Genomic DNA, 23277 nt, shown 5'->3' on the forward strand with positions numbered 1-23277 from the left:
ACCAGCTACTCGAGCTACGCGTCGCTCGAGACAAGAAAGGGGGGCGATCATGATCCCGTGGGAAATCGAAGGCACCGAATTAATCAGCTGCAATTGTTCATACGGTTGCCCTTGCCAGTTCAGCGCAACGCCTACCCATGGCTTTTGCGAAGCGATGGGGGCCATTTCCATCAGCAGCGGTTATTACGGCGACGTGCACCTTGACGGCGTCAAGATCGCGGTCGTTTTTCAGTGGCCGGGGCCCATTCACGAGGGTAAGGGGAAATGCCAGCCGGTCGTCGACGAGCGGACAAGTCCCGAGCAACGCGAAGCGATCCTGAAAATCATGACGGGGCAGGACACCGAGCCGTTCGCAACGATGTTCTCGGTCTACGCTTCGACGCTCGAGCAGGCATTCGATCCGATCTTCACGAAGATCGAGTTCGACGTGGACGTCGATGCCAGGCGTGGGCGCGTTCATGTCGACGGGGTATTCGATCTCGCTGGGGAGCCGATTCGCAATATCGTGACCGGCGCCGAGCATCGCGCCCGGATCGATCTACCGCAAGGTTTCGAGTATGAGCTGGCCGAGATCGGCTCGGGCGCGGGCCGCTCCGAGGGCAATATCACGCTCGATTTCAAGGGCACTTACGCGCAGTTCGCGCGGCTGCACATGAACAACAAGGGCTTGATCCGGCATCGCGCTGCCGCATGAGCCGTATCGACGATCTGCTTCGGCGCGAGCGCGCCATCACCGCGTTCGGCTTGATTGCGGTTGTCGCGTTGTCGTGGTCCTATCTCTGGTCTGGCGCGGGCATGGGCATGTCCGCGCTGCGCATGACTTCGATCGCACTGTTTCCCCATCTCTTGACCGATCGCGCGGGCAGCATGGATCCCTCCTTGCCGACCGCGATTCTCATGTGGTGGACGATGATGATCGCGATGATGACGCCCAGTGCCGCGCCGCTCGTCCTGTTGTATCGACGCGTATTACGGCACTACGGCGCTGCCGGGACGGGTACGGCGGTGCCTTCGCTCATGCTGTTGGCCGGCTATCTGGCGACGTGGCTCGCATTCTCGATCGGCATGGCGTTGTTGCAGAACATTTTGCAGCCGACAGGGCTCATGTCCGACATGATGCTTTGGTCGCGGAGTGCGTTGTTTTCGGCGATCGTGCTGGTCGCTGCCGGGCTTTATCAATTCTCGCCATTCAAACGTGCATGCCTCGCGCAATGCCGGTCGCCGGTGAATTTCCTCATGACGCATTGGCGCCCCGGTGTCTTCGGCAGTTTGATGCTCGGGATGCGCCACGGCGCTTATTGCGTGGGGTGCTGCTGGATGCTGATGGCGCTGCTGTTCGTTGGCGGAATCATGAATCTCGTCTGGATTGCGGCGCTGTCGTTTTTTGTGTTCGTGGAAAAGCTTTTGCCTGGCGGCGAGTACGTGGGACGCGCGCTGGGTGCGGTGTTGATCGTTTGGGCGGGGGTGACGTTGATGGTATGACCGGCGAACGCATTAATCCGAGCCCAGCAGCGTTACGCCGTAGTCCGGGGCGTCGCACGCGTGCAGCGCTGCAATTCGGAAACGACCGCCTCGAACGAAGGCCGGCTCGCGGCGTCTTCGCTCAGACACGCCGCCGCGAGCGCTTCGAGTCCGCTCGCCAGAGGCGCCGTTCGCTCGGTGCAGCATGCGATCAGCTCTTCGAGCAAATAGCCGAATGCCCGTACCTCCAGCCGTTGCAACGCCGACCCAAGTCTTCGATCCGCGGTGTCGTACAAAGACGCCGCCCCGAAATCTCCCAACAACGCCCGTCCGCCACCGCGGTGCAAGATGTTGTGCGCGTAGAGATCGCCATGCATGATGCCGCGCTCATGCAGATGTCGAGCAGCCGACGCAATGCCATAGGCGATATCGCATGCCGCCGCTGCATCGAACCGCACATCGGCCGGATATATGTCGCGTGTGCAGGAATCAAGGCTCGGCGGCCCCGCCAGATTGGCGAACGCAGGGTCGATCAGCTCCATGACCAGGCCGTGCTGGCCCATGGGGTGGCCCGTTACCCTACCGAGCACAGGAATCAGATTCGCGTGGCGTCCCGCATGAATGCACGCGGCCATCTCACGGTCCGGCAAACCGTCGCTCGTGACCGCGCCTTTGAAAAGCTTCACCGCGACCGATCGCGCATCGCGCTCCTCACCTTGAACACGCAGCTTGGCGCGATAAATGATGCCCGACGCGCCTTCGCCGAGCTTTTCATCGAGGACGAGCGATTCCCAGTGAATATCGGCGATCGTCGTTTCGGCCGAGGCCGCTGCTTCGAGCGATGCGCCGAACGGGTTGCCGGCGTAGGCCAGCCACGACAGGCGCGGCAAGTCGGCGAGCCATTCGGGTAGCGCTGCCAGCCGATTCGCCGAAAGACGCAGAAGTTCGAGCCGGGTGCAGGCAGCCATTTCGTCTGGCAGCGCGCTGAGCCGGTTACCCGCAAGCATCAACTTTTGCAGCAGCGAACACTGTCCAAGTTCGGCTGGCAGCACCTCGACCTCGTTGTCCGTCAGAATCAGCCAGCGCAGCTCACGCGGCAGCGATTTGGCCGACACGCGGCGTATCCGGTTCGCCTTGAAGCCGACCATGCCGAGTTTCCGGCATTCGCCAAGGACATCGGGCAATTCGGTGAAGCGGTTATTCGAGGCGAAAAGGATGCGCAGTTTCGTTAGCCGGGGCAAATCGTCGGGCAGCGTCGACAGTGCATTTCCCGAAAGGTCGAGGACTTCGAGCGTCTCGGCAAGCGAGAAAATTTCGCGCGGGAACTCGGTCAGCCCGCAACCAAGCTTCAGTTCACGGGCTCCGATGAGTTGTCCGGCCTGCAGTTGTTCAAGGGAGGCGTTCACTATGGCAAGCGGTATCCGAAAAGCGGGGGATGGGTCGGCGCAACGCCGCCCATTCTACTATCGGACGATCGGCCTTCGCCTCCGGCGGCGCGGTTGCCCGCCTCAATCGGCAACCCTTCCCGCATAGGCGATGCAGCGCCGGGCGAGCACCTCTGTGGGATCCACGAGTTGCGCACGCCGCCCCGCTCGGCCGATGAATACGCCGCTGGGCACCAGCAACGGAAGCTCGGTGCATCCGAGAATCATGACTTCGATGCCTGCGTCGAGCAGCCCCTCGATGGCCGCGCGAATGTCGTCCTGACATTGGCCGGTCGTAAAGCCCGCTTTCACCCCTTTCTCGCCGTAGATGGCGGCCATCACGCGCGCCTGGAGTGCCGGCTCGGGCGCAACCAGATTCAACCCGGACGCCGCGAGCGCTGTCCGATAGACACCGCTTTCGATTGTGCCCGAGGTGGCCAGCACGCCGATATTGCGCACAGAGGGAAACGTCTCGCGCAGATAGTCGACCGTGACACTCAGCATGTTCACGATCGGTATCCCGAGATACGGCTCGATCCGATCGACGAACGCGTGGGCGGTGTTGCAAGGAATCGCGATGATGTCCGCTCCCCCATCCTCTAGCTTTTTGCATGTCGCATAGAGAGACACGGTCGGGTCGGCGCCGTCGCCGATCAGGTTCGCCGTCCGGTCCGGAATCTGCGGGTTGTGCTCGACCAGCAGCTTGATATGGTCTTGATCGCGCGAGGCCGGCGTATGGCGGACGATCTTGTTCAGGAAATCGACGGTGGCGGCCGGCCCGACCCCACCGACTACCCCGACCTTGAACACCGGCGACGGTGAATCGAGGCACCCCGACACGATGTATTGCGCATACGCCATGTTGGAATCGATGACCGGGACGCCGCCGGCCGCGATCGAATCCGGGAGAAGCGGAATCTCCGTCATGCCGGGCACGATGACCTCCGCACCCTGGTCCGCGAGGTCCAGGCATGCGCGGCGCAGCAGTTCGACCGGACGTCCGTGCAGATTGCCGCGTTTGATGCCGTCGCGTCCGTAGACGGCTTGCGTCACGAGATCGATCCCCTCGTGCAACCGCGGGTGCAGCACTTCGAACCGCGGCGCGCCAAAGTATCGTTCGAACAATCGATGTTCGCGCGTGTAATCGGATGCCAAAACCCCGATACGCCGGGCATGGGGGTGCTCGTTCCGTACATGGCTGCGGACCGCCTCGACGATGTTGGCAATCCGCAGATTCGTGTTCTCGTTCAGTTCGTCGATGAACGTATGACTGAGAAAGCATGGCAGTACGATCGTCGTCACACCGCGTTTTTCGAAATCGCGAATCATGTCGAAGATATAGAGCTTGCGTGCGGTTGTCGCGGCACTGCCTGTGCCGGAACACCGGAACGGATACTGCTCGAATATCGCGTCGGCATGATCGGCGTCGGACGCGGCGGGCGTTGCCTGGGCAAGCTTGAAGAAAACGTCGGCGCCGGCCAACGGGCCCAGGCCCCCGATGACCCCATATTTGCGTCGCTTTTCCGGCATTCGCGTGATCATCGTATTTCTGCCGCGTGCCGATCGAATTGTGCTTCGTCCGATGTGCCGGGACGCGCCTTTTCCCATTTGGCGATGACGGCCGTCGCAACGCTATTGCCAATGACGTTGGTCATGGTACGGCCCATGTCGAGCACCTGGTCGATGGCGAGAACCATCGCCACGCCGGCGGCAGGCAGATGGAAAAGCGGCGCAACGGCAGCCACGACGACCACCGATCCGCGCGGCACGCTCGCCATGCCTTTACTGCTCAGCATGAGAATCAGCAACATGAAGATCTGCTGCGAGAGCGGCATCTGAATGCCGAACGCCTGAGCAATGAAAATGGCCGCGAACGCTTGATACATCATCGAGCCATCGAGATTGAACGCGTAGCCCAGCGGGAGCGTGAAGCCGACCACCTTTTTATCGACGCCGAATTTCTCGAGTTGCTCGGTCAGGGCCGGATACGCTGCTTCGCTGCTGGCCGTCGAGAACGCGAGCATCGCCGGCTGGCGTACCGCTTTGAGCAAAGCTCCGATACGCCGCCCGAGAAAGAGATAACCGAGGCCGATCAGAATGGCCCACAGCGCGAACAGCCCCAGATAGAACGAGCCGATGAGTTTCCCGTAGGTATAGAGCACGTCGAGACCGCGTAGCGTGACTGCCGAAGCGATGGCCCCGAAGACGCCGAACGGCGCGGCGCGCATGACGTAATCGGTCAGTCGCAACATGACGGGGACCATTCCATCGATCGCCTGGATGACGATGGCGACGCGGGCATCACGCTTGAGCGCGCCCAGCGCGAGACCGAGAAAAATAGCGAATACGAGGATCTGCAAGATATCGTTGCGCGCCATCGCGTCGACAAGGCTCGTCGGAAATGCATGCGTGATCACGTCTTTGGCATTCAGTGCCGATGTGTTGAGCCCGGTGCTGATTTCGCCGGCGCCCGCGATCAGGTGAAGACCGGCACCCGGCTGCAATGCGTTGGCCATCAGGAGTCCGAGACTCAGCGAGACCAGGGAGGCGCAGACGAACCAACCGATCGAGCGCAGGCCGATGCGGCCGACATCCTGACCGCCGTCCATACCGGCGAGCCCCGATACGAGCGTGGCAAAGACGAGCGGCGCGATGATCATCTTGATCAGCCGAAGAAAAATGTCGGTGACGATCGAGAAGTATCCGGCGACGGTCTTCAGCGTGGCCGCATCCGAAAAGCCCGTATGACAAAGATAGCCGGCGATGACGCCGAGGAGCATGCCGGCTGCGATGCTGAGGGTAAGTCGATTTTTCATGGGTCCGTCCGTGGTTGGCGCGGCAGCGTCGCAGGACGACCGGCTCGCGCGGAGAAGGCTGAGCGGACGCTGGGCCAAGGCGTCGCGTTCAGCACACGAACGGATGGTAGGCGGGTCAAAAAAGCCGGCGATGCGGCTCCGACATGTGCCTATGCGAGATTCGCATAAGCCGGGAAAGCCCTATCCGAGGGCGGCGGCTCCCGCGCGCAGATGGTGCCAAAGCGTATCGAGAAACTCGCTACGGTTCGACGAATCCCGGTAGACGCGCAATTCGATCTGCAGATGCCAGGCGGTGCCTCCGGCCGGCACGAGGTCCCCGGCCGCAAGTTCGGCGGTAATGGCGCTCTTGGGCAGCCAGGCCACGCCTTCGCCTTCGACGACGAGTTTCTTGAGCACTTCGGCCATGTCGGACTCGTAATGCAGTTGCAGCGCCGGGGCGTCCGACGCCCTCGCGAGAAGCAGCGCCAGACAGCGCCCGAAGTAGCTCGTATTCGTGTACGAAATGAGGGGAAGCGGCTGCTTTTTCGTGCCGGGCAGGCGAAAGAGCGGTGCAAGGCGCGCGTTCGGTCGGCTGATGGGCATCAGCGTATCGATCCCGACGGTCACGTGCTCGTACCGTGCGGGATCGAGGTGCAGCGGCAGCTCGGGATGATGATAGGCGAACATGAGCTCGCAATTGCCATTGACGAGCATCAGTATCGAATCATGGACGTTCGTGGGAATGACGCGTGCGCGCACATCGCCGAGGCGGGCGGACAGCGCCTTGAGCCAGGCCGGCAAAAAATTGAGCGCGATCGTGTGACCCGCGGCGATTTGCAGACTTTTGCCCGCGATGCGCTGTTCGGTGCGGATGATCGCCCGCGTATCGAACAGCTTGGCGAGAATATCGTCGGCCACTTCGCGAAATAGCTGCCCCGCCGGTGTCAGGACAGGCGGAAAGCTGCTGCGATCGATCAGCTCCGCGCCGATCCATTGTTCGAGAGACTGGATGCGGCGGCTGAAACCCGACTGCGTCACGTTGCGAAACTCGGCCGCTCGCGAAAAGCTTTGATATTGCGCGAGGGCGATGAAATCCTCGATCCACTTGATTTCCATGGCTGACCGTCGGGGCGGGAGGGGCGGAAGGGGCGCAAGGGCCGCTTGGTGTGAAGGTTCTCATTATGCACACGTTCCCCCCGAGTCAACGGTGGCCATGGGCCGTGGCGCATCACGTGCTGAACGGCATGCAGCACTGAGCCGGGGCGAGCGGGTCGCTCAACTGGGCTTCGAACGAAGTGAAAAGCGCCTCTTCGAGCACGTTCCAGTGCGCACCGTGCCGAAATGGCGCGGAGTGCGCATGCCAGCAGGAAACGGCGGCCTTGTCGCCGAATTTCTGTGAAGCCAGCGCGACCAAGCCCCACGGATAGTCATGTGCCGGCAAGTCGAGCCATGCCTGGCAATTTTGCTTCATCCAGGTCCCATAGAACGCGGCGCTGGTGTGTCCCGGGACGCCGATATCGGAGAGGATCGGAAATATCTGCGCGACAGCCGTCGGGTAAAAAGACTGGTCGGCCAGATGCTGCGTGCTGGGCTCGTACTTCCCCGAAGACCAGAACACCTTGACGATGGCGCTCGATAGCCGGTCCGCCTGGCTTCGCCACTTTCCCGCGCCGCGGGCGTCGCCGATGCGCGCGCGATAGGCGCTCAATGTCCGCATCGCGTCATGGACTTCGACGTTATCCATCAGCAACGCGACGTGTAGGGTCGACGATATTTGATAAACACCTGTCTTTGGATCGTAAAGGCGTGCCAGGTAAGTGGTTGACTTGTCCAGGCTCGACTGCCAGTTGGGCGGCATCTTTGGAGAGGGCGAATAGCGGGCCAGCAGCTCGATCCATAGCGCGAGTGCCGAATCGTCCGCATCGGCGTGCGCGCACGACGCGATGTTCCCGTTGCGCTCGCAAAAGCGGTCGAACGTTCCATCGGCGTTTTGCCGTGGCATCAGCCATTCGATCCATTTGAGCGCGGCGCTTCGCACATCGGCGTGCGCGGCGTCGGCACTGATCAGTGCCTTGGCTGCGAAATACGGATCGACGACATCGCCGTGCAGCAGCACGGTGATGGCACCGTCGGGCCGCTGGTAGCCGAGCAGGAGGGGCTCGGCTGCGGGCGTTGGTGCGGTGAGCAGGCACGAGGACACGATCGACGCTATGCCAGTGCGCAACAGTCGGAGCCCCATCCGCCCATTCGAGCGGTATGAGGCGCTTGCCGCCAGCGGCGGCGGAACTGCAAAGTATTTATGGCGCATTGATCAAGGTCCCGACGAGGTTGTTGGCAAGGGGGCTGCCAAGTCCGGTGACATAGTCGTATCCGGGCACGGCCGTGCATAACGTTCCGCACGAACCGTTGGTACCCGAGAGAATGTCGTGGTAATTCGTTGCCGCTGCAGTAGCCCCAGCGCCGTACACCATTCCATTGATGGTGCTCACGGCGTTCAGGGTCGTTTTTCCATTGGCGACGCGTACCCCGTTCGCGATCGCGAGCAGGCCTGACCATTGCGGCGCTCCGGCGCTCGTGCCGCCAACGACGAACCAACCGGTTTGCCCTTGATAGCCGTAGGCGTCGTACACCGCGAAGCCCGATGCCGGGTCCGCACTGTATGCGACATCCGGCACGCCTCGCGCACCGATCGAATCGCCTGGAATGGCGAAGCTCGACTGATAAGCGGGTTCTGCCTCATAGGCGCTTTGTCCTCCGCCGCTTCCGGACCACGCTTTTTCTCCGAGGTAGTTTCCGCTGGCGTCGACGCTGATCGAGGTTCCCCCTACGGCGAGCACGTACGGCGATGCCGCGGGGTAATCGACCGTGGCGCCTCCGTCGCCCGATGCGGCGACGAACGAGACGCCGTTGGCACTGATGAACTGCCCGTCATACTGCGTTTCGGACAAAAACTCCGGCCCGCCCCAACTCATCGCCACGACGTTGGCGCCCGCACCGCGCGGCTTCGGCGCTACCGCCATCGCGACGGCACTCATGAGGTCCTGGAAGCTGTTGGATGCGGCTTCGACCAGCACGATCTTCGCCTGTGGGGCGATTGCGTGCGCCCATTCGACATCGAGGGAGCTTTCGAGCGCCCAGCCAGGATCCGCCCGCAGGCGGTGTTTGCTGACGCCGCTGTATAGCTTGGAGAAGCAGCCGTTCCCGGTCGTGCACGCGGGCAGACCGAACGTGTTGTCGAACACCTTCAGGCTCGACTCGGCATCGGGATTGTCATATGCGTCGACGATCGCGATCACCTGGCCGCTGCCTTGGCCGCCTTGGGGGAGTTGGTCGATGCCGTAGAAGCGGCGAATCTGCTGCGGCGATAGACCGTTCGGCCCCAGGGCCGTATTTCCATGCACATGAAACGGCGGCCGGGTGTAGCCGACAGGCGGACGAGCGGATTGTTGCGCGAGCACCGGTTGAGCGCCGAAGAAGGCGGCCGCACAACCGATCAAAATCGACGCAACGGGGCGGAACGAGCTCTGCATGAGGCAGCCTCCGAAGATTCCCAATACCAGGTGGCGTGCTCCCGTCGCATAACGGCGGGGAGCACGCCAGTGAGTGAACGCACGCGCTCAGGGAGCCTTGGCGCTCGTGAAGGTCAATGACGTTCCGGCTCCCGCGATTACGAGCCAGTTCGTCGCATCGGTGGCCACGACCGTTGCCGAGCCGCTCGTCACGACGGGCAGCAGGTAGGCGGACTTCGGCAGAAGCCACGTCATGTCCTGCAGTCCAGCCGGGTTGGAAGCGTTGAACGACCAGCCGGCTCCGTTGTCGGTTGCTGCCCAGGTCGTCTGCAGACGGCGCTTGCCGAACTTCGCGAGATCGTCGAACTTGTACCACTTGAACTGGCCTGCGGCGGCAAGCTGATTGGCGTACGTGAATATGCTCGCAAGCGTGTTCGTATAGAAGATTGCGCCCTGCGGATGCATGTACACCATTCTCGTCGTGCGGTTCGCCACATTGAAATTCATCAGCGAGAGGTACCAGTTGGTGACATCGGCGGTCGGTACGTTGTACTGCTGGAACTCGTCGAACGTCGCGTACACGCCGAACGGCGAGACGGGAATCGCCCAGATATTGGGCGTCAGCAACGCACCGTTACGATAGGCGCGCGTCGGTCCCATCCCCGTGTGCCCGGTAAAGTAGTAGCTGGAGTAGCCGTTGTTCTGCAGCCAGGCGATGGCCCACGTCGGTGCATTGCCCTCCGGCGCGGCCCACTCGATGTCGGGCGTACCGTCCACCTTTTGCATGGCGGAGTGATTGAGTACCAGGTATTGCTCGAACGTGCTCTCGTTGGTCTCGCTCGCGTTGAAGCCCCAGTAATCGTGCATCCAGCCGCCTTGGCTGCCGACGTTGTGCCCCAGCTTGATCAGGTAATGCATCAGGTTTTGCGCTGACGAATTATTGAGAATATTGATTCCCAATCCATCGCCGACGGTCACGCTATCCGGGCCGGCTGTGACCGAAATGGTAAATGGACCGTTCTTCCATACGTTGTAGTTCTTCAGTTGCTGCGCGGGCTGAATGGCATCCTTCTCGCAGAAGTGCCAGTCGATGATCATGCCGCCCAGGGCTTTCGGCTGCAGCGAGAGCATTGGCATATGCAGGAGGTCGACCGCGAAGTAATTCAACATGCCGTGCAGCGGCATCCCGTCCGTCTGTCCCTCCAGATAGGAGAGCGGCATGTTGACGAAAAGCACACCTCCGTTGCCATATTGTTGGTAACCCGCCACGAGTCCGAAATTCGGCGAAGTCAACAGCGTCGTGCCGTTGTAGGTCCCTTGCGTGACGAAGCTCGGATAGGTCAGGAACCCATAGACGTAGCCGGAGATGCCTTCGAGCACGTCTGCCGTCGCGGCTGTACTCGCCAAGGGCGCCGCGATCTTGAGCGTCGTCGAAGTCGTCGTCGTGGTCGATGTAGGCGAGTAGGTGCCGTGCTTGACCGACGGACCGGTTTTCACCGCGCCGAGATTCAAGCTGGTCGCGCTCACCGTTCCGGTCGAAGTCGTCCGATAGTTGAAATAGGCTTGATGGTTATACCCTGTCAGCCCGCCGGGGTTCGATAGGCTCGGCTGGAGAAACAACGATTGTGTGGATGTCTGCAAAGACGGTGTACTGGTCGTGGAGGTCGACGTCGCAGTCATCGTCGTCGCGGCTGCTGTGGTGCCGCTGCCGTTCCAGGTCATGGATTTCCCCGGCGGGACCAGCAGCGTACGCAACGTGCTGCCCATCCCCGTCACGGGGCCGAGGCCGATCATGTTGCCGAGAAGCGAGTCATAGAGCACGTAATTGACGCCTGCCATGTCGCTGAATCTCGACTGCGGTATCGGGTAAAAGCCGGCCGCGTTCAGGGCGCCGAAGTCATAGACCAGCATGACGCGGCCGCCGTTGAGCGCATAGTTGTGAATCGCGCTCACGAGCGTGTCGTCGGCGGTGGTATGGATCTGATCGGGCAAGATCAGTCCTCTGTACTGCTGAGGCAACGATGCGACCGTCTGCTCGAATGCAGTGTCGTTGATCAGCGTGATTTGCACGCCGTCTTCGGATGCCGCATCGAGCCATGCGGACACTCGAGGATCGGGCAGCGCAAAGTTGTCGGGCAATAGCAGCAGCAATTGATTCGTTGCTGCATTGGCGAAGCCGGCTGGAACCAGCAAGCAGAGCGCGAGTGCGTACAGCACGCGCCGGATGAAGACCGATATGCTGAACATGAACATCTCCTTGACTAGTTCGACCAATTGCCATCCCGCCTGACGTGCTGAGTGTGCGGCCGGGGAATACTTGCGGTGATTCACCTTCGAAACCCTGCGCGGCCATCAACGTACCGATTCACGCCGGGCCAGCTCGCGCAGTAGCTGTACAAGCCCAGCAGGAGGCCGAGCAGAAGCGGGGCCCCCAGGACAAAAAAGCAGAGCGGAACAAAAAGCAAAGACCCGTAAAAGACGATGCTGGCGTGAAGCGCAAGAAAAAAAGGCGCGATCGCAAGGAAGTAGCCGACGATCAAGAGCGTCGCGAGCGTCTTTTGCGTCAGCGTGAAATTCAGCGTGTAATACGTCAGCGACATCGTGATGGGAATGATCTTTATTCCGATCATTTGCGTCAGGACCATCTCGCGCATATGTTCTTGCGCGGAGTACGGAAAGCTGTTCGAAGACGGCAGGAAGTACATGCAAACGGCGAACTGGACAGCCGCGAGCGCACGTACGAGGTAAGCGACGGGAAGCCATCGTTCCTTGTGCACGAAGGTCGCCCCAAACGCGCCCATGCAGGCGAGCGCCGTGAGCACCAAGAGCACTTTCCCGGGGGATCGACCGACCCATTGCAGCACGACCGCGGGCGAGGCGAGCCAAGCACCGTCGTCGCGAATGTCGGCGATCCTCATCGGTACGTCGACCCAGCGGCTTGCATACGCGAAGGCGGCGGACCAATACTGCAGGACCGACCGCCACGTGTAAGCCAGCACGACATACGACGCGGGCAGCAGCAACAGCGACGACATCAACCAATGCCACGGCGACGCGAGGGCGCTCACGGAACGATCGTATTCGCTGCTGCCTTCGAATGACTTCATGGCTGCGCTCACCAGGAATGGAACAGGCTGATTTCAAAACCGCGCCGGCTGTAGAACGGGTTGTGATAAGCGTTGAACTCGAGCTGCGCGCCCCACGTCTTGGTGAGCCAGTAGCGCCATTGCACGTCGATTTCGTTACTGCGGAAGTCCACGATCTGGCTGCCCGCGCCAATGGCTTGATACGCCTCGCGCCCGAACGAGCCGCGGATACCGAGAACGCTTTTGCCGATCGTGCCGTACGAAACGGCGGCGTAGTAGGCGGGTGCCTTGACGGAGCCAGGCGCATCGACGTTGTAGTTCATGCCGATCTCGCCGATCAGCTTCGGCGTTGCGTACCAGATGACGCCGGCGTGATAGAGCTGATCTCGATGCCCGCTGCGATTCCAGGCGTAGCCCGCACCCAGCGACAGCACCAGGTTGCGTTGCGGCAGCACTTTCCTGTTGAGCGACAGGTCCACACGCTCGCTCGGCAAGATCGTGCCCGACGTCGTGCCGGAAAAGCCGATTGCGCCAAACCAGTCCGCATCGAAATCGCGCACGTAATTGACGGCGCCGAATGTCGTGCTTTGACCGAAGCGGCGCAACTGGGACAGCTCGCCGGTGACTGTCTGAGTGCCGAATTGATGCAGGCCCCGCAAGCGGACGCCATACCAATCCCCGTAGTTGTTGGTGACGTACGCCCTCGAGTAGCCGAGGTCCAATTCGGAACGGCTCGCGCTCGGCGGCGCGACGTGCTCGGCGACGGCATTGGATAGTTCTCCCTCGCTCGGCCGGTTCGGCACATCTGCGAGCAATGGCGGAGATGCGCCATTGGGAGATGCGCCATTGCTCGCAGCGGCAGCGGCCTTGTCTTTGGCCAACGCATCCGCGGCCTGCTGCTCGAGAGACTGCGCACATGTCATCGATGACGCCGTGAGAAAAAAAACAGCGGCGACTGCGTCCCGCGCGCGCCCCGATCCGGTCGATTTCGTTTTTCTTAGTTGCATTCCCGCCCCCCGCCGCCTGAAACATCGAACGCCGTGCTCGCCATACTCGCTTCGTCGAACCGGCCGGTCCGTTCTGCAATCAATTGGCCGAAAACACAGACGCCGCCTTGAATGCCGATCTCCGAGGCGCATACGCTGACGGCGTTGTCGGCGCGACCGATCCAGGCGCGATCGATCCATAGCGGCCCGTCGACACTGAGCACACCGTCCACTACGCAGTCGCGGCGCAGCCGTGCTTCGCGCCGGGCAAACACGGCGCCGCGCACCATGGCGCCGGCACCTACTTCGATGCTGCCTGCCTTGATGCTGCCTCGAACGAGGCTCGACTCGCCGATATGGAGCGATCCGTTGACGACCAGATCGGCCTCCACGAGCGCGTGGGCGGGCAATCGCAGATTGCCGAAAACCAAATAGCGTGACGTGCCGGCGCGGTGCTGAATCCCAGCCAGCAGGCGGGTCATCGAGACGGCATCGAGTTGGTCCGCGCGATGCTCGGCTGGCGGATCGCGCGGCGCACCGAAAACGATCGGCATCCCGTGCAGATGCCGAAAACGGCAGGCGCTGCGCACTCGCATCGTCGATGCCGCGACGACGCCTATGAAATCCTCGCGATCGGAATCGATGTGCGGTAGGTACATCCTGCCTTCGGTGCACGATGTCAACCGCGATGCATCGATCGGCACGTCTTCGTCGATCGCCAACGGTGCGACATCGCGCGACGCGCACAGCTCCGCGATGAGCGGAACGAACGGCAAAACGAACAAGCCGGCGAGAAGCAGTACAAACAGAATCGCGCTCACCGCTCACCTCGCTTTGGAAGGTTTGCGGAAGCGCTCGGTCTTATCCCATCGCAGTTCGCGCTTGAACAGCGCGTCGAGCACGAGCCCCGACAGCGCCGAGAGCACGCATGCAATGGTCACGCCGAATCCGATCACGTTGAGCGGCATCAACCTGAGTCGTGTCGAATGACCGTCGAGACGCGTCGCCACGACAATTTCAAAAAAAACGCCGAAGTTGCCGAACGTATTGAACGTGAACAGCGCGAGCAGCCACGCCAGCGACGACGCGAACGACATTTGTTCGGCGCCGAGCAGATAGATGAAGATTGCATCGACCCAGCCGACGAGCAGCATGGCGGGCATCGCGTACACGCCCAGCAGTAGCGCACCGTCGATTCGGCGCAGGAGAGGCACGGCGGGATTGAGAAGCAAAGGAGCGAGGCAGCGAAACATCGTCTGGTTGTGCCCCTTCGCCCAACGCTTCAGTTGGCGGGCGCGCACGTCCCATCGTTCCGGCACTTCCTCGTAGCATTCGGCGTGGTTCAAATAGACCGTCTGCCATCCGGCCAGCAACAGCCGGTACGTCATGTCGGTGTCTTCCGCCAGTGTGTCGTCGCGCCATCCCCCGACCTCTTCGAGGGCGCTTTTGCGCAATCCGCCGACCGTCCCGCCATATTGCGGGACCAGCTCGAGATTCATTCTCGCTTGCTGATTGACCTGATAGCCTCCGGCCCGCTCGAGATCGAGCAGCCGCGTCAGCAGATTGCGGTTCGCGTTGTGGGGGACGACACGGCCCATGACCGCGCCCACCTCCGGATCGAAAAACGGAGCGACCAGTTCCTTCAAAAGCCCCGGTCTTGGCAGATAGTCGGCATCGAAGACGATCAGGATGTCGCCGTTCATGAAGCGGAGCGCGTCCTTCAGTGCGGCGGCTTTGCCCCCCTTCCCGTCGACGCGGTGAAACGGGCTAATCAAGTCCGGAGCCCGCGCCTGTACTTCGTCTATCAACGCGCGCGTGTTGTCGGTGGAGCGGTCGTTGACCGGAACGATCGTCAACCGGTCGCGCGGATAGGTCGTCTTGAGCAGCGCTTCGAGGCAATCGACAATGACCGATTCCTCGTTGTGCGCGGCCACGAAGACGGTCAGCGCCGGCCAGGGCCCATTGACGATCGAACGGTAAATGGCGCTTTGCCGCGTGAACAGCCGGTTCAGGCTGAATACGTAGTGACGCACGGTATAGACGATCAACAACAGCACCACCAGCACCAGAATGGCGTCCGCCGATACGACCCATACCCCGCGGACGCCATTTCCGGATTCAGGCGGCGAGGGAGGCTTGAATGATGGCGTGTCCGGAGGCAATTGCAGCTGCCCTTCGTCCACAGTCGATATATCGTTCGCCGCGATCTCGACCATGGCACCGCGATGGGGGCTGGCCGATGAGTGCGGGCGCTCGCCGGTTTGCGCTGTGACCAATTGAAGGCGATGCTGTACGAGAGCGGGAGCGACAGGCGCCGAATGCGCGTGCAGATGAACCGGGAGCGATAAGGCAGACGCCAGCGCCACGTTCATCGACAGGCGACACACGGCCTCGAGACCCCGGATGCGGTTCCCCCGGCGCCGGCTGTACCAGCAGGCGCCCCGGTGAAACTTCGGCGACCCATCGCTCTCGATCATGACAGTTTCGCTCGCTTTGAGCGCCGCGATTAGGCGGAGCGCAGAGCATGCAGTCCCAAGGCAATAGGGTTCGAGGGCGGACTCAGCGAGCTCATGACGCTCTGTACCGCCGAGGGCCTGGCCGGCAGGGTCAGCAAGGCATCGACGATTCTTTCGCTCGCGTGGCCGTCTCCATAGGGGTTCGTCGCATGCGCCATCGCGTCGTACTGGGTGCGATCGTCGAGCAGGCTGCTGACCTCGGCGACGACGCGCTCCGTCTGCGTGCCGACGAGCCGCGCCGTGCCCGCCTCGACGGCTTCGGGGCGCTCGGTCGTTTCGCGCGTGACGAGTACCGGCTTGCCGAGCGCCGGGGCTTCTTCCTGGATGCCGCCGGAATCCGTGATGATCAGGTGGGCGCGCGACATCAGAAAGACGAATGGCAGGTAGTCCTGCGGCTCGATCAGGAACACGTTCGAGACGCCGTGCAGTATGGCGTGCACGGGTTCCTGTACCTTGGGATTCAAATGGACGGGATAGACGAGTTGAACGTCGTCGTACTTGAGCGCGATCTGACGCAGCGCCTCGCAAAAATGCTTGAACGGTTCGCCGAAGCTTTCGCGTCGATGTCCTGTCACGAGAATCAGGCGGCGGCCGGGATCGAGAAACGGATAGCGCGACGCCACCCGTTCGACGAGTTTCCTGTCATGCTCGAGCTTGTCCGTGATCTGCAGCAGCGCGTCGATCACGGTATTGCCCGTCATCACGACATGCGATGCTGGCGCGCCTTCGCTGAACAGGTTGTGTTTCGCGTGCTCCGTCGGGGCGAACAGCCATGACGCCACGGCATCGGTCACGCGCCGATTCAGTTCCTCGGGCCACGGCGACCAGATGTTGCCCGTGCGCAAGCCCGCCTCCACGTGACCGACGGGAATGTAGCGATAGAAGGCGGCCAGGCTTGCAGCGAGGGTCGTCGTCGTATCGCCGTGAACGAGCACGACATCCGGCTTCCATTGGTCATAAATGGCGCCGATCGACTGCAGGATATCGGAGGTGAGGGCGCCAAGGGTTTGACCGTCGCGCATCAGATTCAGATCGAAGTCCGGCACGATCTCGAACAGCTGGAGCACCTGATCCAACATTTGCCGGTGCTGAGCCGTTACGCACACTTTTGCTTCGACATCGCACTGCTCCGCCAAAACTCGCACGAGCGGCGCCATCTTGATTGCTTCCGGGCGCGTGCCGAATACCGTCAATACCTTGTCCATTTCCGTCCTCGTTTGGCGTATTGCGGCTGATAAAAGCGGACGGTTGGCGTGCCGAAGCAGTTTATGCATGCCGGCATATATCGACCGCCGCAAACTGGGTATTGCGCCTCTCGACTCAGGCCGAAACAGCGAAAGACGGGAAATGCCGAGAAAAAGAAAGGCCCCGAATTCGAGTAGGACATCGATGCTCGCGCGACCGACGGTATCGATAACGCATATCTCTCTCCTTCCCCGTGAGACGTAGGTCAGAACGGTGGCGGGATTGGGTTGGCCGGTAATTCAAACGCGGCGGCATCGAGGTGCAATCGCCGATTCACAGGTTTAACTGAAATTAGTTATTTCCTCTGAATCCAGCCGAGGGCGCATCGTTGTTAGGCAGGAGTCTACTTAGCCGGAATCGAACCTTGTGTAAGATACCCAACACTTAGAGGAGGAAAACGCTGCATCGCAGCGTTTACTTAAAGCAGATCAATAATGCGGCTCACCATTTATAGTAATCCGACGAATCCGATATTTATCGGACTTTTAATTTTAGGATCGCCGTTTAAACTGATCTTTGGTGGCCGCACCGAGAGAGATATTCAGCGACTCGTATTGGCGGGTTCGCGGTGGGGTTCCTGCCGCTTGTTGGTCGGCGCGAAGAGGGTGCTGCGCTGAATCCAGACGCGGCGGAATTGCTCGACTTCGCGTTCCTCGGAGAACACGGTCGATGAAGGCTTGACCAGGTCGTGCCGCGATACGATGCCGACGAGACGAAGCGATTTTTCGTCTTCGACCACCGGCACGCGTACAAGGCCGGTAATCGCGAGGCGAGCGGCCACGTTCCTGCAGGTCTCGCCCGGCAGCGCGATCTCGGGCCGTTCACGCGCGAAGAAGCTGCCGATCGGCTTCTCGGCTTGACCCGGTGCGATTCGATCGATCAGCACGCGATCGACCATGCCAAGGAGCGTCCCCGAGGCGACCACGGGGTACGCGCGATACTTCTGAGTCGGCCCGAAGTAGCGGTGCAGGACATCGGCCAATGTTGTGCTCGCATCGATCGTTTCGACGGCGCGGGTCATGACTTCCTCGACGTAATGTCGTTCGAGCGGATCGATGCTGTATTCGCGATAGATGTGATACCCGCGGCGGGCGATCTTTTCCGTCAAGATCGAGCGGCGCATGAGCAGGACGGTAAAGCCGTAGGCCACCGCGGCGGCGGCGAGCAGCGGCAGCAGCGCGTTCGCATCGCCCGTGAGCTCGAACGCGAAGATGGCTGCCATCACGGGCGCGCGCATCATGCCACCGAGCGCCGCGGCCATGAAGATGAGCGGCCAGACAGCGGGGTCGCCGCCGGGCATGTACGGACCGACTATCGCGCCGACGCCCGCGCCCATCATCAGCAACGGTGCGAGGACGCCGCCCGAGGTGCCCGAAGCGAGCGCAATGACCCAGATGATGGCTTTGACGAGGACGATGGCGATCACGGCGTGGATGGCCAGATGATTTTGCAGCAGGTCGCCGATGACGTCGTATCCGACACCGAGCGTGCGCGGCTGGAAATAGCCGCCGATACCGACCGCGATCGCACCCAGTGCGGGCCACCACATCCAATGGATCGGAAGTTTGCCGAACAGATCTTCGACTTTATAGAGCCAGGTCGACAAACCCCACGACAACGCGCCGGCGATGAGTCCCGCGGCGGCCGACGAGAGCAGGCCGATCGGGCCGAGCGGTAACGTCTGGAGCGGAAACAACGGGCCAGTGCCAAGCAGAAGCGGCCGCGTGAAGCCGGCCACGGCACATGCGATGGCGACCGGCAAGAGGCTGCGAGGGCGCAGCTCGAACAGCAGCAGTTCGATGGCGAGCAGTACCGCGGCGACGGGGGTGCCGAATACGGCTGTCATGCCGGCCACCGCGCCCGCGACGAGCAGTGCCTTGCGTTCGGCGCTCGACAGATGGAAGTATTGGGCCACCAGCGAACCGATCGCGCCGCCGGTCATGATGATCGGGCCTTCGGCGCCGAATGGGCCGCCGCTGCCGATTGCGATAGCCGACGCAAGCGGCTTCAGCACGGCCACTTTCGGGGACATCTTGCTCTTGCCGAACAGGATGGCTTCGATGGCTTCGGGGATGCCGTGCCCACGAATCTGCTCGGAGCCGAACCGCGCGATGAGGCCGACCAGCAGCCCGCCGACGACCGGTGCCGCAATGACGAACAGACCGAGCGTGTTGCCGGCAGGAGACAGATTCGCCGTCGAAGTCGTCTGGAAAAAGAAGAGATTCGAAAAGAAGCGGATCAAATGCAGCAAAAAGTCGGCGGCGACGGTGCTCAGCGCGCCGCCAACGGCGGCAATCGCGCTGATGCGCAGCAGTCTTACATCGGTTGCGAAATCGCCTTTGTGCTCGCTCATGGTTCCTTTGCCTGTACCGCGAATCGGTAGCGTAAAGGGCGTATTTATATCATAACGTGATGCAATATGCCGCACATGGAGACGGCCGGTCGCCAATCAGCCCTCCGCGACCATCTCCACGATCGTTGCCAGCAGCCCCTTCACGACGGCGGGTAAGCGCCTTTCCCGCATCGTCGTTACTTGCAGCATGCGCTGGTTCAATACCGGCTCGTCGATCGGCCGGGAAACGAGCGAAGCTCTGCTCCTCACGCCTTTGAGCGCTATGGCGCTCCCCAGCGTGACCGCACCGGCAAGGACCGCGAACATGTGCAAAGCCGCCGAGTTGTTGCTGCTCAGCACCGGTTCGATCCGAATGCCACGCATGGAACACGCCAGGTCGAACAGCTGCCGCACCGTGGTTCCGCGTTCGAGCAGTGCGACGGGGTATCCCTGAAGTTCGGCGAGCGTCAGCGATGAATGCGCCGCAAGCGGATGGCCAGGCTCGAGCAGCGCGCACACGGGCACCTGCGCCGAATAGACGATGTTCAGCGCCGACGTGCTACCGCTCGAAAATGCAATGCCGATATCGGCCTCGCCGACCCCGACCCAATGCTCCACTTGTGCGGGTGTTCCCGAGCGTAGCGCGTAGCGCGCGTTCGGCGCCGCCTCGCGATGACGCGCGAGTGCGGCGGGCAGCAGCGAACGCGTGAAGCCTTCCGTGCAAGCAATTCGCACGAGTTTGCCGCCGCGCGCCTCGCCCGCCGAAATCTCGCCGAGCACCGCATCGGCCTCCAGTAGCGTTCTGCGCGCGTGCTCGGCCAGCAACTCGCCGGCTTCCGTCAGCACCATGCCGCGCGGCATGCGTTCGAAGAGCGGGGCACCGACATCATGTTCGAGCTTGCTGATCTGCCGGCTGATCGCGGACACCGCCACATGCAGATTGTCCGACGCGGCCGCGAGCGAGCCCGTACGGGCGACCTCGACGAAGTAGCGAAGCGCGATTCCGTGCAGCATGGCTTGAATCCCCGTTGCGTTGCCTTTTCGGCAACTGTAGTCGACAAATTTGAGATTGTTGCGAATTTTTGGCGTTTTTAACCTTGCGCTATCAACTCGGAATCCCTTTTCCCATCGCGCTGATTGGCCACGGAGGTCATTTGACTACAAGCCACACCCCACGGAACGTCCGTCAGGAGGCGATCGACGACGCGTTCGCGGTCTACGATTCGGGTCAACTGCTCGACGAGCTTACGCGCCGTGTCGGATTTCGGACCGAGAGCCAGAACTCGGCGAGAGCGGATGAATTGCGCGCCTATCTGACCGACGAGATGACGCCAACGCTCGAGCGTCTCGGCTTTAGCTGCCGAGTGGCCGAAAACCCTGTGGCCGCGAGCGCGCCGTTTCTGATCGCCGAACGAATCGAGGATGCGGAGCTGCCGACTGTGCTGCTATACGGCCACGGCGATGTCGTGCGCGGTTACGACGAGCAATGGCGCGCGGGCCTGGCCCCATGGCAAGTGACCGTGGAAGGCGACCGCTGGTACGGCCGTGGCACGGCGGACAACAAGGGCCAGCACACGATCAACTTTGCGGCGCTTGCCGTGGTGCTCGCTGCGCGCGACGGCAAGCTCGGCTACAACGTGAAGATCATCTTCGAAACAGGCGAGGAGATTGGCTCGCCGGGGCTCGGGGAATTCTGCGCGCAAGAGCGTGCCGCACTCGCGGCCGACGTCTTCATCGCATCCGATGGCCCGCGCGTGAGCGCCGAGCGCCCGACCGTGTTTCTCGGTTCGCGCGGCGGCATCAACTTCGATCTGACGGTCGACTTGCGCGAAGGCGCACATCACTCGGGCAACTGGGGCGGTGTACTGCGCAATCCTGCCATTGTGCTCGCGCATGCCATCGCGAGCCTCGTCGACAAGCGTGGCGCGATCGTCGTCGAGGGGCTCCGCCCGCCGCCCGTACCCGATGCCGTGCATCGCGCGCTCGCCGACATCGAGCTCGGCGGCGATGACGATGGACCGCGGATCGATCCGGACTGGGGCGAACCGGGGCTGACGCCGACCGAGCGCGTCATCGCGTGGAACGCGCTCGAGGTCCTGGCCTTCAAGGCCGGCAATCCGGATGCGCCCGTCAATGCAATCCCGCCCGTTGCTCGCGCGACCTGTCAATTGCGCTATGTGGTCGGCACCGACAGTGCCAACGCGGCCCGCTCTCTCGAGGCGCATTTCGCACGACATGGTTTTCCGGAGGTACAGGTATCGGTCGAGCGGATTGCGGCCGCGACACGGCTCGATCCGGACGATCCGTGGGTCGATTGGGTGCTTTCGTCGATGCGGGTCACGGCCGGCAAGAAACCCGCGCTGCTGCCGAACCTTGGCGGCACCGTGCCGAACGACGTTTTCGCCGACACGCTCGGCTTGCCGACGCTCTGGATACCGCATTCGTATCCCGCGTGCGCACAGCATGCGCCGAACGAGCATCTGCTCGGCTCGGTCGCGCGCGAGGCGCTGGGCGTGATGGCCGGCGTCTGGTGGGACCTCGGCGACGATGCGAAGCGCATCGTCGAGCTGCGTGCATCGTCGGTCAACCATCGAGTGTCGGCATGAGTCGCCATCCCGTTTCTTCTCCGGTCTTGCGCAAGCCATTGACCCTGACGCAAATCGTCGTTGCGACGTCGGCCGGCAATGCGCTCGAATGGTTCGATATCGCAATCTATGCGTTCTTTGCGATCTATATCGGCAAGAACTTTTTCCCGACGACGAATGAAACGGCCTCGATGTTGTTGACGTTCGGTTCCTTCGGCGCGTCTTATCTCGTGCGCCCGATCGGTGGCATCGTGTTGGGCGCTTATGCCGACAAGCGTGGCCGCAAAGCGGCACTGATGGCCTCGGTGGGCCTGATGATGGTGGGGACCGCAATCGTCGCGCTGATTCCCGGTTACGATCGGATCGGTCTGGCCGCGCCTCTCGGTGTATTCGCGGCGAGACTCATCCAGGGGTTTTCGGCCGGCGGCGAGTTCGGTGCATCGACGGCGATGCTCGTCGAGCATGCGCCGCACCGGCGTGGCTTTCTTGCAAGCTGGCAATTCGCCACGCAGGGTCTCGCGACGCTGCTCGCCGCCACGTTCGGTTTTGCGCTCGCCCGGCTGCTGCCGCATGCCGAGCTCGAATCATGGGGTTGGCGGGTTCCGTTTTTCTTCGGGCTTCTCATTGGGCCGCTCGGGCTTTATCTGCGTCGCTTCCTCGAAGACGCACCCGCTTTTACCGAGGCCGCACGCACGCAGACACCAGTGCGCGACGTGATCATGCGGCAAAAGGGGATGGTGCTCGTCGCGGCCGGCGCACTGGCCGTCTCGACTTCGGTCAACTATCTGCTGCAATACCTGCCGACGTTCGCGATCCGCCAACTGCACATGCCCGCGTCGACGGGTTTCGCCGCGACGATGATGGGCGGCATCATTCTGACCTGCGTTACGCCGCTGGCAGGGCATGTGTCGGACCGGATCGGCAGGCTCAAGCAGATGGTGACGGTCGGGATCGTGCTCGTCGTGACCGTTTATCCCGCGTTCTCGTATGCGGTCGAGCATGGATCCGCGGTCGCGCTGTTTGGGCTCGTCATCTGGCTCGCACTGTTGAAGGCGATCTATTTCGGCGCGCTGCCGGCGTTGATGTCGGAGATTTTTCCGGCAGCGACGCGCTCGACGGGCATGTCGATCGGCTACAACATCGGGGTGACCGTGTTCGGCGGCTTCACGCCTGCGATCGTCACGTGGCTCGTCAGTGTGACGGCGAACCGCAGTGCGCCGGGCTTCTATCTGATGGCGACCGCGATGATCAGTCTTGCTGCGCTCGCATCGGTGAGCCGGTCCAAGGCGGGCTCGCCGTACCCTTCGACCGTTTGATCGTTACAGAAGCGTTACAGAA

General features: G+C 62.0%; 17 protein-coding genes and 1 pseudogene. 4 read left to right on the forward strand and 14 right to left on the reverse strand.

The features are described from left to right. Window positions 1-49: 49 nt before the first annotated feature. Both ACO1XS_RS23600 and ACO1XS_RS23605 read left to right on the forward strand, forming a co-directional pair. The gene (locus ACO1XS_RS23600) at window positions 50-694 is read left to right on the forward strand and encodes a DUF1326 domain-containing protein (RefSeq protein WP_331571161.1); all 645 of its coding nucleotides are present in this window, start codon (window positions 50-52) and stop codon (window positions 692-694) included. Then, window positions 691-1482 carry a DUF2182 domain-containing protein gene (locus ACO1XS_RS23605; protein WP_486391841.1) on the forward strand — a complete coding sequence of 264 codons (792 nt, stop codon included), beginning with the start codon at window positions 691-693 and terminating at the stop codon, window positions 1480-1482. The genes ACO1XS_RS23600 and ACO1XS_RS23605 overlap by 4 nt, the downstream gene beginning before the upstream one ends. Window positions 1483-1514: 32 nt before the next feature. Here the strand turns inward: ACO1XS_RS23605 and ACO1XS_RS23610 are convergent, their stop codons facing one another. The 14 genes and pseudogenes from ACO1XS_RS23610 to ACO1XS_RS23675 form a co-directional block, all read right to left on the reverse strand. After that, the gene (locus tag ACO1XS_RS23610) at window positions 1515-2867 is read right to left on the reverse strand and encodes a leucine-rich repeat-containing protein kinase family protein (RefSeq protein WP_486391842.1); all 1353 of its coding nucleotides are present in this window, start codon (window positions 2865-2867) and stop codon (window positions 1515-1517) included. A 102-nt stretch (window positions 2868-2969) separates the two neighbouring features. Beyond that, entirely contained in the window at window positions 2970-4427 is a 1458-nt protein-coding gene (gene cuyB, locus ACO1XS_RS23615) for a cysteate racemase (protein WP_486391843.1), read from the reverse strand. Then, window positions 4424-5701 (reverse strand): dicarboxylate/amino acid:cation symporter, encoded by a 1278-nt coding sequence (locus ACO1XS_RS23620; protein ID WP_486391844.1) that lies wholly within the window; start codon window positions 5699-5701, stop codon window positions 4424-4426. The genes cuyB and ACO1XS_RS23620 overlap by 4 nt, the downstream gene beginning before the upstream one ends. A 180-nt stretch (window positions 5702-5881) precedes the next feature. Beyond that, window positions 5882-6796 carry a LysR substrate-binding domain-containing protein gene (locus tag ACO1XS_RS23625; RefSeq protein ID WP_331570629.1) on the reverse strand — a complete coding sequence of 305 codons (915 nt, stop codon included), beginning with the start codon at window positions 6794-6796 and terminating at the stop codon, window positions 5882-5884. Window positions 6797-6908: 112 nt separating this feature from the next. After that, complete coding sequence (locus ACO1XS_RS23630; protein ID WP_486391845.1) at window positions 6909-7919, reverse strand: prenyltransferase/squalene oxidase repeat-containing protein; 1011 nt, start codon at window positions 7917-7919, stop codon at window positions 6909-6911. Window positions 7920-7977: 58 nt separating this feature from the next. Further along, window positions 7978-9210: a S53 family peptidase gene (locus ACO1XS_RS23635; RefSeq protein ID WP_486391846.1), complete on the reverse strand. Its 1233-nt coding sequence runs from the start codon at window positions 9208-9210 to the stop codon at window positions 7978-7980. An 87-nt stretch (window positions 9211-9297) separates the two neighbouring features. Further along, window positions 9298-11442: a polysaccharide deacetylase family protein gene (locus ACO1XS_RS23640; RefSeq protein WP_486391875.1), complete on the reverse strand. Its 2145-nt coding sequence runs from the start codon at window positions 11440-11442 to the stop codon at window positions 9298-9300. Window positions 11443-11516: 74 nt separating this feature from the next. Continuing rightward, window positions 11517-12296 carry a hypothetical protein gene (locus tag ACO1XS_RS23645; protein WP_486391847.1) on the reverse strand — a complete coding sequence of 260 codons (780 nt, stop codon included), beginning with the start codon at window positions 12294-12296 and terminating at the stop codon, window positions 11517-11519. Window positions 12297-12304: 8 nt separating this feature from the next. Next, window positions 12305-13111 (reverse strand): annotated as a pseudogene (locus tag ACO1XS_RS23650) (YaiO family outer membrane beta-barrel protein); the annotation flags it as partial. Between the two features lie 161 nt (window positions 13112-13272). Further along, window positions 13273-14082, reverse strand: a complete 810-nt coding sequence (locus ACO1XS_RS23655) for a polymer-forming cytoskeletal protein (protein ID WP_486391848.1) — start codon at window positions 14080-14082, stop codon at window positions 13273-13275. Between the two features lie 3 nt (window positions 14083-14085). After that, complete coding sequence (locus tag ACO1XS_RS23660; RefSeq protein WP_486391849.1) at window positions 14086-15477, reverse strand: glycosyltransferase family 2 protein; 1392 nt, start codon at window positions 15475-15477, stop codon at window positions 14086-14088. A gap of 290 nt (window positions 15478-15767) precedes the next feature. Further along, a complete protein-coding gene (gene wecB / locus ACO1XS_RS23665; protein ID WP_440559639.1) occupies window positions 15768-16982 on the reverse strand; it encodes a non-hydrolyzing UDP-N-acetylglucosamine 2-epimerase in 1215 nt (404 codons plus the stop codon). 581 nt (window positions 16983-17563) lie between these two features. Then, window positions 17564-19375, reverse strand: a complete 1812-nt coding sequence (locus tag ACO1XS_RS23670) for a chloride channel protein (RefSeq protein ID WP_486391850.1) — start codon at window positions 19373-19375, stop codon at window positions 17564-17566. A gap of 96 nt (window positions 19376-19471) precedes the next feature. Then, on the reverse strand, window positions 19472-20368 hold the full coding sequence (locus ACO1XS_RS23675; protein WP_331566774.1) for a LysR family transcriptional regulator: 897 nt from the start codon (window positions 20366-20368) through the stop codon (window positions 19472-19474). A gap of 140 nt (window positions 20369-20508) precedes the next feature. Here ACO1XS_RS23675 and ACO1XS_RS23680 point away from each other — a divergent pair, with 140 nt between their 5' ends. Together ACO1XS_RS23680 and ACO1XS_RS23685 are read left to right on the forward strand one after the other, a co-directional pair. Further along, window positions 20509-21960: a M20 family metallopeptidase gene (locus ACO1XS_RS23680; RefSeq protein WP_486391851.1), complete on the forward strand. Its 1452-nt coding sequence runs from the start codon at window positions 20509-20511 to the stop codon at window positions 21958-21960. After that, window positions 21957-23255 carry an MFS transporter gene (locus ACO1XS_RS23685; RefSeq protein ID WP_486391852.1) on the forward strand — a complete coding sequence of 433 codons (1299 nt, stop codon included), beginning with the start codon at window positions 21957-21959 and terminating at the stop codon, window positions 23253-23255. The genes ACO1XS_RS23680 and ACO1XS_RS23685 overlap by 4 nt, the downstream gene beginning before the upstream one ends. Window positions 23256-23277 lie beyond the last annotated feature (22 nt).

The organism is Trinickia sp. (genome assembly GCF_057351765.1).